Raw genomic sequence first — 12245 nt, 5'->3', positions numbered from 1 at the left:
GCGCCGATGCGCGCGCAGGCCTGCATCGCGACGATGCCTTCGATCGACATCGGAATGTAGATGACGACGCGATCGCCCTTGCCGATTCCGCGTTTCTTCAGCGCATTCGCGAAGCGCGACACGCGAGCGAGCAGGTCGGCATAGGTGACGCGCGTGACGGTGCCGTCGTCGGCTTCGAAGATCACCGCGACGCGTTCGCCGTTGCCGGCTTCGACGTGACGGTCGAGGCAGTTGTACGACGCGTTGAGTTCGCCGTCGTCGAACCACTTGTAGAACGGCGCATTGCTCTCGTCGAGCACCTTGGTGAACGGCTTGTGCCAGGTCAGGCCCTCGCGCGCGAGACGCGCCCAGAAGCCTTCGTAATCCTGCTCGGCTTCGGCGGCCAGCGCGCGGTAGGCCGGCATGCCGGAAATGGTCGCGCGCTCGCGCGTGTCGGCCGTCGGTTCGAAGATTCGGCGCTCCTGCAGGATCGATACGAGGGCAGTCAAGATGGTCTCCATGGAAAGCGTTGGGTGTCGCATGACCGTTGAAACGCAACTTGCATGCCAATTGCGTGGGTCTTCGGCCGGTAAGGCGTGTGTGTACGGTGGCGCGCGGTTCCCGATAATTGCTCTGCATTGCATAGCAATGAAAGACGGAACGAGCGGCGCTCTTGTCAGCGTGAAAGTTGCGTCGAAATGCAGCAACGGGTGTTGCAGGCGTCAACACGACGCACGACGCGCGGCGTGCGCGCCGTGGGACTGAGGCCGTGCTATGCGATGAACGACCGGAGCACGTCGAGCGCGTCGGACGCACGAAGGCGCGTGAGCGCCGACGCCTCGATCTGCCGCACGCGTTCGGCGGACAGGTTCATCTGCCGGCCGATGTCGCGCAGCGAACAGCCTTCGTCCGCATGCAGCCCGTAGCGCAGCCGGAGCACCATCGCCTCGCGCGGCGGCAGCCGGTCGATCGCGGCGGCGATCGTGTTGCGCAACTGGGTGGCGCCGGCGGCGTCCTCCGGCGACGGCGACGACAGATCCGGCGCGACGTCGGCGAACGTCATGTCGCCTTCCGGCGAAACCGGCAGGTCCGCCGACACCGGTTCCTTCACGATCGCAAGCAGATCGCGCACCTTGTCGACCGGCTCGCCCATGTGGACGGCGAGTTCGGCCGGCGTCGCGGCCGTGCCCGCGCGTTGCCGATGCTCGCGCGCGAGCCGCGTCAGCTTGTTCAGCGCGTCGACCGTATGCGTCGGCACGCGGATCGTGCGGCCGAGGTCGGCGAGCGCATGCGTGATCGCTTGCCGGATCCACCAGGTCGCGTAGGTCGAGAACCGGAAGCCCCGCCGGTAGTCGTAGCGCTCGATGGCCTTCAACAGGCCGATGTTGCCTTCCTGGATCAGGTCCGCGAACGGCAGCCCGCGATTGGGATAGCGCTTCGCGATCGACACGACGAGCCGCAGGTTCGCGTCGAACAAGCCCGCTTTCGCCGGCAGCATCGCGCGTTCGATCGCGCCGAGCCGGGCATCGAGCGACGCGGTCGCATCGGGCGGCAGTTCCGACGCCGGGGCATCGCGCACGATCGCGACGCGTGCGTCGACGAATTCGGCCGCGCGTCGCGTCAGCGTCGGCGCGCAGGCCGGATGCGCGGCAATGCACGACGCGAGCCAGCCGGCGTGATCGTCGTGGTCCGTCTGCGCGAATGAGGGTGGGACGCCCACGTCGGCCAACAATCGCGCCAGCCGGCCGCGCAGCGCGCGGTGCCGGCGCGCGCGGCTGCGTAACGGTTCGCTCATTCGTTCGAGTGCGCGGGCGGACAGACACAGCGTGCCGAGCAGCGCGGCGGCGTCGCGTACGTGCGTGCGATACGCGGCAGACGCGGTGCCGCCCGAGGCCAGCGCGGCACGAATGCCGTCCGCGATTGCGTCGATGCGGGCGAGCCGTGCCAGTACCGCGTCGCGCCAGGCCGAATCCTCCGATGGCGCCTCGTCGTCGCGCCCGGGCTCGGCGGCGGCGGCAGGCGAGGCGCCTGCATCGGCGTCAATGGATCGTCGAGCGTTGCGCGTGGCGTCGGCGAGGAAGATCACATAGGTCGATGCGGCGGCTCGGCATTCGGCGATCTCGGTACGAATCGACACGAGCGCGTCGAGCGCATCGGGATCGCCGCACAGCACCGCGACTGACGCCGCGCGGCCGCGCTCGATGCGCTGCGCGTATGCGAATTCCTCATCGCGGGTGAGGAGCGGCGTCGTGCCCATCTCGCGCAGGTACAGCCGGACCGGATCGGTCGTGCGCGGCGCGAGCAGGTCGGCGGCGGCGAGCGTGCCGGCGCCGTCGACCCAAGCGCGCGCGGGCGGCGCCGGGCGGAAGTAGCGGTCGAGCGTCCAGCCGCTCGCGGCATCGGCGCTGTCTGACACCGCGATGCCGAGTTCGGCGAGCACGGCGGCGGCCGCATCGATGCTGCTCTCGCTCGCATCGTCGTCGGGCAGCGCGTCGATGATGTCGCCGCGCGTGACGAAGCCGCGCGACAGGCCGGTCGCGATCAGCGCGTGCAGATGCGCGACCGCGTGCGGCGGTGCGCCGTCGTCGCTACCGGCCGCGGGCGCCGGTGCGTGTCGCGCCGGCAGCCCGTCGCGCGACGCGTCACGCGCGCTTCGCATACACGTTGCACCAGCCGTCCGCCGCGACCAGCTTGCCGGCGAACATCGGACACGTGCCGGCGGCGTCCGCCGCTTCGCCCTTATAGAAGCGGCAATTTGCACAGCGCTGGCCGGCCTGGTATTTCGGGAACTGCGCGGCGTCGACGCTGGACGCATGCGCGCGATAGCCGAGCGTCTTCGCGGCGGGGTCGTTCTCGTCGACGAGGGGCGGCGCCGCGCATGCGGTGCGTGCGGCGGCGAGCGTCGCGCACAGGCCGATGGCGTTGATGATGAAGGTTCTGCGGGAGGTCGGGTACGTCACGGTCGTTTCCTGTTGAAGATGAAATCGTGGGGAAGGGCGCGGCCCGCATCGCATGGCGAAGCCGCTTGCCCGGTGTTACTGGCTGGCGTCCTTGTGCGCGGCGGGCCCGGCGACGAGCGGCGCGGTCGACGCGTGAGCGGTATCGGCCGTCAGCTTGTTCTTGCTGGCGGCATAGCCGTTCGACGCGAGCAGGAAGGCCATCAGGTCCGCGTATTCGTCGTCCTTCAACTTGCCGGGTTGGTCCGCCGGCATGTTGGTCGCCATGTAGCCGAACACGCCGCCGATCGTCAGGTGCGAATGCGACAGCGGCGCGAACGACGGGCCGCTCAACGCGGGCGCGGTGTTGCCTTCGAGATCGGCGCCGTGGCACTTGGCGCACGCATTACCGTAGATTTCCTTGCCGTGGGCGACCTGGGCCGCGTCGAAGGACGGCGCGGCGTCACCGGTGCTCGCGCCGACGCGGATGAAGCCGCCGCCGGCCGGCACGTTGCGCGCGCGCAGCAGGCTACCGGGCACGCGGCCTGCGCTCGCCGTCGCGCCGTCGAGGAAACGCGACGGCATGCGCGACTCGTGCGCCTCGAGTGCGCTGCCGGGCAGCGTCCACTTGCGGGTCAGCGCGGCGAGCCGGCCGTTGTTCTTCATTTGCGTGAGTGCCGCGTCGATACGTTGCTGCAATTCGGCCGAGCGCGGCGCGAACGCAAACGTGAGCTGCCATTCCGCATACGGCGACGACGTCGCGCCGATGCGGAACGCCTGTTTCGGATGCGCGGCCTGATACGCGACGACTGCCGGATACCAGACGATCGCGCGATGCGCGCGGCCGCGCGCGACCGCGTCGACCGTTTGCTCGGACGTGTTCTCGAGATCGAAGCGTGCGTTCTTCTGCTGAACCGCGATCAATTGCGCGGGGCTCGCGTAGGTCGCCGCGACGATTTCGCGACCGGTGGCCGGCGCGCCGGCATCGCGGCGCGTGACGCTTACGTACCCCGAGCGCAGATAGCCCTGCGAGAACAGCAGTTTCGTATCGGATGCGTCGGCGATGGCCGAGCGCGGAAAACCGGCGAGCACGTCGCAGTCGTGTTCGAGGATGCCGGCGAGCTCATGCGCGGACACGCCGTCGTCGTCATTGCCGCCCGCGTCGTGCCCGGAGAAGTTCGCGGCGATGCCGGCCGTGCGGAACACGTCGTGAGCGACGGCCTTGTCGAGCGCGGCCGTCGGCGTGCCCGGCAGCGAGCAGACGCGCACCGTCGTCGCGGCCGTGGAGAGCGCCGGTGCCAGCGCCGTGCCTGCCGCGAGCGCACAGGCCACGGCGAGGCGGGAAAGTCGGATGTTCATGATCGTACGCTCGGTTGAACAGGAGAAAGGGAGGAGCGCCCACGCCGGCGGCGCGGGCGCAATACGGTTGGCCGGATGCCGATCAGCCGCGGTCGAGGGCGAACACGTACAGCGTGCCGCCGCGCGGCACGTCGTCAGCCGCCTTGGCCATCGGGCCGCCCCAGATCGGATTCGCACCGCCGTAGCCGGCGAGTACGGCTACGTACTCCTTTCCGTCGACTTCAAAGACGGACGGCTGCGCGATGATCCCGCTCGCGAGCTTCGGGCTCTCCCACAGCACCTTGCCGGTGGCGACATCGAACGCGTACAGATGGCCGTCGAGCGAGCCGCTGAACGCGAGGCCGCTCGCGGTCGTCGCGACGCCGCCGTTCCACGGCAGCTTGCTCCAGTGGCTCCATACCTTCTTGCCGGTGTTCACGTCGATCGCCTGAAGTTCGCCGTAGCCTTCGCTGCCCGGCTCGGGCTTGATCTCGAAACCTTCGCCGAGATACGGCAGCCCTTCCATGTAGTTGACCGACTTGCCCGACAAGCTCATGCACGCATGCAGCGCCGGCACGATCGCGAGATGGCGCACGGGGTCGTACGACACCGACCACCAGTTCTTGCCGCCGAGGAAGCTCGGGCACGTGTCGATCGTCGTGCCGACCTTCGGATACTTCGCGGGATCCTGGATCGGCGCGCCGTCTTCCGTGTAACCGGTCACCGACGTCGCCTTCACGAACGGCTCCGCATAGATCAGCTTGCCGGTGTCCCGATCGATCGCATGGAAGTAGCCGTTGCGGTCCGCGTGGATGATCGCATCGTGCTCCTTGCCCTTGTACTTGATCGTCGCGAGCACGGGTGTGTTGACGCCGTCATAGTCCCAGGTGTCGTGCTTCGTGTACTGGTAGTGCCACTTGAGGTCGCCGTTCTTCGGATCCAGCGCGAGCAGCGAATCGGAGTACAGGTTGTCGCCCGGGCGCAGGTCGGCGAGCCACGGTCCCGGGTTGCCGACGCCCCAGTACAGCGTGCGCGTTGCCGCGTCGTAGGTGCCGGTCAGCCACGCCGGTGCGCCGCCGTGCGCCTGCATGCCGTCGGGCCAGGTGTCAGCGTGCTTCTCGCCCTGGCCAGGAATGGTGAAGCGTTTCCACAGCAGCGTGCCGTCGTTCGGGCTGAGCGCCGCGATGAAGCCGCGTGCGCCGTATTCGCCGCCCGAGCTGCCGACGACGATCGCACCGTCGAGCGCGAGCGGCGCGAGCGAGAACGCATAGCCTAGCCCCGGCTCGAACATCTGCTTCTTCCATACGAGCGCGCCCGTCTGTGCATCCAGCGCCGCCACCTCGCCGCTCAGCATCGCGACGTAGACGTTCTTGCCGTACAGCGCGACGCCGCGGTTCACCACGTCGCAGCAGGCCGTCTTGAATGATTCGGCGCCGAGTTTCGGTTCGTATTTCCACAATTGCGCGCCGGTGGCCGCGTCGAACGCGTACACGTTGTCCTTCGGCGTGGTCACGAACAGGTAGCGGCCATTGACGATCGGCGTGGCTTCGAAGCCCTGCTTCAGCTCGGCCGGAAACTTGTAGCTCCATGCTTGCGTGAGCTGCTTCACGTTCGACGCGTCGATCTGCTTGAGCGGCGAATGCGCCTGGCCGTTGTACGTGCGGTAGTAGGTGAGCCAGCCCGGATCGCGTTGCGCATCCGTGAGCCGCTGGTACGTGACGGCCGGATAATCCGCGGCAGCGTCCACCAGGCCGGGATTCAGGGCGATCGCGGCCGCCGCCGCGATTCCGATCGTTGCCAGTCGGCTCGTCGAAGCCGAGAGTTTTTTCATGGTTGTCTCCAGAGTCATTGTGGTCGCACCGCGGCCAACACATGGCCGGGCCGGCAGGGTGGGGATCCGGGTCCAGTGCGCAGCCAATCACGCAAATCGCATGCCATTGAGGCGCGCGCCCTGTCGCGCAAGGCCCGGCGGCCGATCGTGCGCGCCGCGACGACGTGCGCGGCGTGGCGCGGATGATCCGCGTGTGTTGCGTTCGGGGACAACCGCGGGTCGAGTGTTGCGAAACATGACAGTGCGGTGCGCGGCCGAAGGCGTCGGCTCGTTGATCCAAATTGACACAGGCGCAACAGGGGTGGCACGAACTGCAACAGATGCGCGGTTGCGTATTGATGCGTGGCGGCTTCGATCGGCGGCCGGCCGGGTGTTGCGCGGATCGGCATGCTTCTTGCCGTTCGACACGGGAATGATTCCGCGCAACGAGAGACCGCCATGCATGTCCCGATTTCGTCCGATGCTGCTCGCAGGTGCGAGCGCCGCCGCGTGGTCGCGCTCGCCTACGGCATCGCGCCCGCCGGCCCGTACGCGGCGACGATCGAGATGCAGCAGGTCGCGCGCGCACGCGAACCGTTGCCAGCCGTCGCGATAACGGTATTCGCCGTTCATGCGGCCATCGTGGTCGCCCTGTGGCACGCATGGGTATCCGATGGACGCCCGACGCTGCCACACGCACTCGCCGTCGAGGTGGACGCGAGCGAATTCGCGCGGATGGCAGAGCCTGGTGTGCATCGTCGGGTGGATGCCGCGACGCAGGTTCCTCACGAGGCTATGCCGTCGCATTCGAGCCGAGAAACAGCCGTGCATCGAGAGGCTCGGCCGAGTGTGGCCGCAACGCATCAGGCCGATCATGCAGGTCCTTCGCGCAAGCCAGCCGCCGTCACCGCGGCGTCGCAGCCGGACAGTGAACGTGGGCGAACCGTGCCGGGGCAGGAGTCAGCTCAGCCTGCCGCTGAAAATGCAGCGGCGGATACCGCGACGGTTGCCGCGCAGGCAATGCCGGGCGCGCAATCTTCTACCGAACCCAACCCCAAACCCGTTACCGCACCGCGCTTCGCGGCGGCGTATCTGCGCAACCCCGCGCCCGATTACCCGGACGTCGCGCAGCGGCGCGGCTGGGAAGGCACCACGTTCCTGAATGTGCATGTGCTCGCGACCGGCCGGCCCGACCAGGTGCTGTTGTCGGCGAGCAGCGGACACGACGCGCTCGACGACGCGGCCGTCGCGGCGGTCTCGGACTGGCGCTTCGTACCGGCGAAGCGCGGTACGGAATCGATCGACGGCTGGGTCAGTGTGCCGGTCGTGTTCAAACTCGGAAACTAAGGAATCCGTCATGTCAGATTACATCCACTACGCAGTCGTCGGCGCATTTGCACTCCTCGCGGTGCTGTCGGCGCTCACCTGGACGCTGATCGTCGTCAAGACGCTGCTGTATGCGCGCGTCGCGTTCGGCAACCGCCGTTTTGCCGCGCGCCGCGGCGATCGCCCGGCGCTGTCGATGCCGACGGACGACGATGCGGCCACCAGCCTGAACGCGCGTCTGCAAGGTGCCGTGTGCATCGCATTGCGCGATCTCGACGCGCCCGAGCCGCACGCACCTGCCGCGCTGGTCGCGTGGGATCGTCGCGATCTGCTCGAACGCACGCTCGCGCGCGAGATCCGGCGCGCGCAGCGGTCGCTTGAGCGAGGGCATACCGTGCTCGCGTCGATCGCGAACGTCGCGCCGTTCGTCGGGCTGTTCGGCACCGTGTTCGGCATCGTCCATACGTTGCAGTCGATGACGGCGTCGGCCACGAACGGCATCGATGCGATCGCGGGGCCGATTGGGCAGGCGCTGGTCGCGACCGGCATCGGCATCGGCGTCGCGATTCCGGCCGTGCTGGCGTACAACCTGTTCCTGCGGCGGCTCAAGACCGTGACGGCCGGGCTCGACGAGTTCGGGCAGGACCTGATCGCGCTGGCCGAGCAGCGGCGGTTCAGGATCGACGCGCCGGTGCATGCCGCGCTCCCGGTCGCGAGTAACGCGGTCGCCGTGCGTCGGGCGGCCGTATGAGGACGGATAGCCGCGAAGCCGACGAGGGCGAACCGCTCGGCGAGATCAACGTGACGCCGCTCGTCGACGTCGTCCTCGTGTTGCTGGTGATTTTCATGGTCGCCGCGCCGCTGATGACGCATGCGGTCCGCATCGACCTGCCGAAGGCGGCCTCCCCGGCGCGCGACATGCATGCATCGACCGTCACCGTGACCGTCGACGCGCACGGCGCGGTCCGTATCGACGGCGCACAGGTCACGCCAGCCGAGGTCGAAGCCGTGCTGGCACGCCGCGTCGCGCGCGACCCGCGGACGAGCGTCAGCCTGCACGCGGACCGCAACGAGGCATTCGGCACCGTGGCCGGTGTCATCGCGTCGATCGGGCGCGCGCGTGTCGCGCATGTGGCGATCGCGACGGCGGACGGCGATGCCGGTACGGCGCGGTGAGGCGACAGACGTCAGCTGAGACGTCCCCGACATATCGGTACGGATAACGATATAACGAAGATAAGACAAGAAAAGAGGAGACGTGGAGATGAAGGAAACGGATGGGGCGAAGCGCCGCTTCGTCGCCCGGCGCGCGGGCGTCACGCTGTGCTTCGGCGGCATGCTCGGCGGCTGGCTGACGCCGGCGTCGGCGCAGGTCGAACCAGCCGGCAACGTCGATGCGCCGACGCTCGCGCCGATCGTCGTCGTCGGCACGACGCCGCTGCTCGGGATCGGCACGCCGCTGTCGCGCGTGCCGGCCAACGTCCAGACGATTCGCGGCGAGGACATCACGCGTCAGCACGGCGGCGTACTGACCGACTACTTCGAGAAGAACGTGTCGAGCGTCGATATCAACGAGGCGCAGGGCAATCCGTACCAGACGGACGTGAACTATCGCGGCTTCACGGCATCGCCGGTCGTCGGCACGCCGCAGGGGCTGTCGGTGTTCGTCGACGGCGTGCGCGTGAACGAGCCGTTCGGCGACGTCGTGAACTGGGATCTCATCCCGCAGGTGGCGATCGACACGATGCAGTTGATCCCCGGTTCGAATCCGACCTACGGGCTCAACACGCTCGGCGGCGCGCTCGCGATCACGACGAAGAACGGCAAGACGAGCCCGGGCGGTGCCGCACAGGTGTCGGTCGGCTCCTGGGGACGCAAGACCGCGCAGATCGAGCAGGGCGGGCGCATCGGCGGCAACCTCGACTACTACGTGACGGGCAACGTTGCGAACGACAACGGCTGGGCCGATCACAATGCGAGCCGCGTGCGGCAGGGATTCGGCAAGCTGCGCTATACCGACGCCGATACGACGCTGTCGATCTCGGCCGGCGGTGCGGACAATGCGCTGCAAGGCTCGCAGACGATTCCGCGCTCGTTTCTCGACAATCGCGCGCAGGCCTATACCTATCCAGACCTGAATCGCAACAGCGCCGCGTACGTCACCGTGTCGGGCGACCATTCATTCGGAGATCACGTGCAGCTCAGCGGCAACGTCTATTACCGGCATTACCGCAACACCAACACCAGCAGCAACGTGAACGACGATTTCGGCAGCGTCGACGGGAGCGGCGCCACCGACGCCGTGCAGGCGACCAACGACCGCTCGGTGATCACGACCGACAGCTACGGCGCGAACGTGCAATTGACGCTGCTCGGCAAGCTCGCGGGCATGGACAACCAGTTCGGCGTGGGCGCGTCAGCGGATCTTGCGAATTCGGGCTTCGATCAGTCGTCGCAGGATGCGATGTTCACGGATGCGCGTGCGACGGTCGGCATCGGCGACTTCACCCGGAAGACGCGCGCGAAGACGCGCAACGCCAGCTACGGCGTCTACTTCGACGACACGCTGGCGCTGACGCGGCAATGGTCGCTGACACTGGCCGGCCGCTACAACTGGTCGCGCGCGGCGATCGAGGACGCGAGCGGCCTGCAGCCGTTGCTCACCGCGCGTCATACGTTCTCGCGGTTCAATCCGGCCGTCGGCGTCACGTGGAATCCGGTGCCCGGCTTCACCGCATATGCGACGTACAACGAAGGAATGCGCTCGCCGACAGCGATCGAGCTCGCATGCGCCGATCCGGCCGCGCCGTGCTCCTTGCCGAACGACTTTCTCGCCGACCCGGCGCTGAAGCCGGTGATCGCGAAGACGGTCGAGTTGGGCGCGCGCGGCCGAAGCGGTGAGGCGACGACGTGGAGCGCGGCCGTCTACAGCACGACGCTCGACGACGACATCCAGTTCATCAGCAGCAACGGCGGCGCGAGCACGCTCGGCTATTTCCAGAACGTCGGCAAGACGCGCCGGCAAGGCTTCGAGCTGGCGGGCCATACGCAGCTGGGGCCGGTCGGGATCGGTGTCAGCTACAGCTATGTCGACGCCACCTACCGTTCGACGTGGACCGAAAGCAGCGCGAGCAATTCGAGCGCCAATGTGCAAGGCAACATCGTCGTTCGCTCCGGCGACCGCATTCCCGGGATTCCGTCGAGCACCGTGAAGCTGAGGCTCGACTATGCGGCGACGCCGAAGTGGAACGTCGGCACCAACATCACGTATCGCAGCGGGGTGTTCGCGCGCGGCGACGAGAACAACCAGGACGCGAACGGGAAGGTGCCCGGCTATGTCCTGATCGACCTCGATACGACGTGGCAGGTGACGAAGCGCCTGCAGCTGTTCGCGTCGATCACCAACCTGCTCGACAAGCATTACGCGAGCTTCGGGATGCTCGGCCGGAATTTCTTCAACGGTCCGAATCATTCGTTCGACGGACTCAACCCCGTCAACGAGCAGTTCGTCGGGCCGGGCGCGCCGCGCGGCGCGTGGGTGGGCGCCCGCTACGCGTGGGACTGAACGGGCGGCTCGGCGTGTTGCGGTGCGCCCGCTGCCGTGACGTCGAGCATCTTACGGACCGCGCGAGCGACGCCACGCGCGATGGCGTCGTCGCTCATGAGATGCCCGGCCGGCACGCGCTCGACGACGGCCGCCGGCACCGCGCGCGCGAGCCGATCGACGTTGTCGACCGGGCACACGCGGTCTCGCGTGCCGTGCACGGCATGCAACGGCACGCCGGCTTGCGCGGCCTGTCGCGCCAGCGTCAGCAAGCGGCGCTCCCCGAGCCAGCAGTTGCGCTGGAGGTAGTGCGCCTGGATCCGGTATTTGTCGATCAGCCGGTCGATGGCCGGTTGCGTCGGTCGCGCGCCGCGCGCCGGCCGCCCGGTCAGGATCGCATCCTCATACGCGTTCCACGCGAGCGCGACCGTGCGTTGCCGCGCCGCACCGGCGCTTGGCTGGAGACGCCGCGCGCAGCAGGCGATCAGGCGATCGGCGCGCGCGGTGCCGGCGGCGGCCGTCAGGCGCTGCCAGGCCCGCGGCGCTCGTGCGCGCGTGCCGACGAACAGGCCGCGCACTTCGCGCGACGACGTCAGAAACAACCCGCGCAGCACGACGCCCGTCACGTGCGACGGATGCCGTCCCGCGTAGGCGAGCGCGAGCGCCGCGCCCCACGAACCGCCGACGACGCACCAGCGCGCGATGCCGAGCCGTGCACGCAGCGCGTCGAGATCGCCGACCAGGCGCATCGTGTTGTTGTGACGCAGGCCGCCGCGCGGCGTCGATGCGCCGGCGCCGCGCTGGTCGACCAGCACGACGCGCATGCGTGTCAGGTCGAATAGGCCGAGCACCGCCGGTCGGCTCCCGCTGCCGGGCCCGCCGTGCAGCACGACGACCGGATCGCCGTGCGGGTTGCCGAATTCGGTCCACGCGATCCGGCATGCGTCGCGGGACAGGGCAGGTCGGGGCGCGGAAGCGGAGCGGAGCAGTCGCTGCGTCATGTCGTGTCGGAAAGAGGGTGACGGGTCAACGCCGTAACGGGTGGATCCGGGAGAACCCGACAACAGGCCGGGGCTTGACTCAGGTCAAAGCCAGAATCGCGCCAGCGACCACGATCGGGATCGATCGGGCAGCGGCGGCGGGCGGAATCGCGATATTGCGTCCCGGCGCGTCGCCTGCATCGTATGCAATCGGCGTTGCTTTCATTTTGATTTCGGTTTGCGGCAAGTGACGATGCGCGGCGTCCGACGCAAGCGCAGCCGACAGCGTGGCCCGAAGTTTGCTTGATCCAGCACAAAGTCCGGCACCGACC

General features: G+C 68.3%; 11 protein-coding genes. 4 read left to right on the top strand and 7 right to left on the bottom strand.

Features of this window, described 5'->3' with window-relative positions; translation table 11 throughout:
• The 5 genes from HWX22_RS30200 to HWX22_RS30180 form a co-directional block, all read right to left on the bottom strand.
• On the bottom strand, window positions 1-500 hold a 500-nt coding region (locus HWX22_RS30200), incomplete at its 3' end, for an acetyl-coenzyme A synthetase N-terminal domain-containing protein (RefSeq protein WP_175916935.1).
• 251 nt (window positions 501-751) lie between these two features.
• Window positions 752-2638 (bottom strand): sigma-70 family RNA polymerase sigma factor, encoded by a 1887-nt coding sequence (locus HWX22_RS30195; RefSeq protein WP_175912288.1) that lies wholly within the window; start codon window positions 2636-2638, stop codon window positions 752-754.
• Entirely contained in the window at window positions 2622-2939 is a 318-nt protein-coding gene (locus HWX22_RS30190; protein WP_244135324.1) for a high-potential iron-sulfur protein, read from the bottom strand. Before HWX22_RS30190 ends, HWX22_RS30195 begins: the two co-directional genes overlap by 17 nt.
• A 75-nt stretch (window positions 2940-3014) precedes the next feature.
• The gene (locus HWX22_RS30185) at window positions 3015-4274 is read right to left on the bottom strand and encodes a transporter substrate-binding domain-containing protein (RefSeq protein ID WP_175912284.1); all 1260 of its coding nucleotides are present in this window, start codon (window positions 4272-4274) and stop codon (window positions 3015-3017) included.
• Between the two features lie 82 nt (window positions 4275-4356).
• Window positions 4357-6084 carry a methanol/ethanol family PQQ-dependent dehydrogenase gene (locus HWX22_RS30180; protein ID WP_059690429.1) on the bottom strand — a complete coding sequence of 576 codons (1728 nt, stop codon included), beginning with the start codon at window positions 6082-6084 and terminating at the stop codon, window positions 4357-4359.
• 438 nt (window positions 6085-6522) lie between these two features.
• Between HWX22_RS30180 and HWX22_RS32120 the strand changes: the two genes are divergently transcribed.
• The 4 genes from HWX22_RS32120 to HWX22_RS30160 all read left to right on the top strand — a co-directional run bounded on the left by HWX22_RS32120 (window position 6523) and on the right by HWX22_RS30160 (window position 10954).
• Complete coding sequence (locus tag HWX22_RS32120; protein WP_244135323.1) at window positions 6523-7410, top strand: energy transducer TonB; 888 nt, start codon at window positions 6523-6525, stop codon at window positions 7408-7410.
• A gap of 10 nt (window positions 7411-7420) precedes the next feature.
• Window positions 7421-8140: a MotA/TolQ/ExbB proton channel family protein gene (locus HWX22_RS30170; protein WP_175912282.1), complete on the top strand. Its 720-nt coding sequence runs from the start codon at window positions 7421-7423 to the stop codon at window positions 8138-8140.
• Window positions 8137-8565, top strand: coding sequence for a biopolymer transporter ExbD (locus HWX22_RS30165; RefSeq protein WP_175912280.1), 429 nt, complete (start codon window positions 8137-8139; stop codon window positions 8563-8565). Before HWX22_RS30170 ends, HWX22_RS30165 begins: the two co-directional genes overlap by 4 nt.
• An 88-nt stretch (window positions 8566-8653) precedes the next feature.
• Complete coding sequence (locus HWX22_RS30160) at window positions 8654-10954, top strand: TonB-dependent receptor (protein WP_175916934.1); 2301 nt, start codon at window positions 8654-8656, stop codon at window positions 10952-10954.
• Here the strand turns inward: HWX22_RS30160 and HWX22_RS30155 are convergent.
• On the bottom strand, window positions 10939-11934 hold the full coding sequence (locus HWX22_RS30155; RefSeq protein WP_175912275.1) for an alpha/beta fold hydrolase: 996 nt from the start codon (window positions 11932-11934) through the stop codon (window positions 10939-10941). The two genes, HWX22_RS30160 and HWX22_RS30155, sit on opposite strands and share 16 nt — an antisense overlap.
• A 79-nt stretch (window positions 11935-12013) precedes the next feature.
• Window positions 12014-12160 carry a hypothetical protein gene (locus tag HWX22_RS30150; protein ID WP_159085737.1) on the bottom strand — a complete coding sequence of 49 codons (147 nt, stop codon included), beginning with the start codon at window positions 12158-12160 and terminating at the stop codon, window positions 12014-12016.
• Between the last annotated feature and the right edge of the window lie 85 nt (window positions 12161-12245).

The organism is Burkholderia sp. BCC1638, assembly GCF_902833195.1.
GTDB classification, from domain to species: Bacteria; Pseudomonadota; Gammaproteobacteria; order Burkholderiales; family Burkholderiaceae; genus Burkholderia; species Burkholderia diffusa.
Note: the sequence above shows the minus strand (reverse complement) of the source record. Positions and strands in the feature narration are given on the sequence as shown.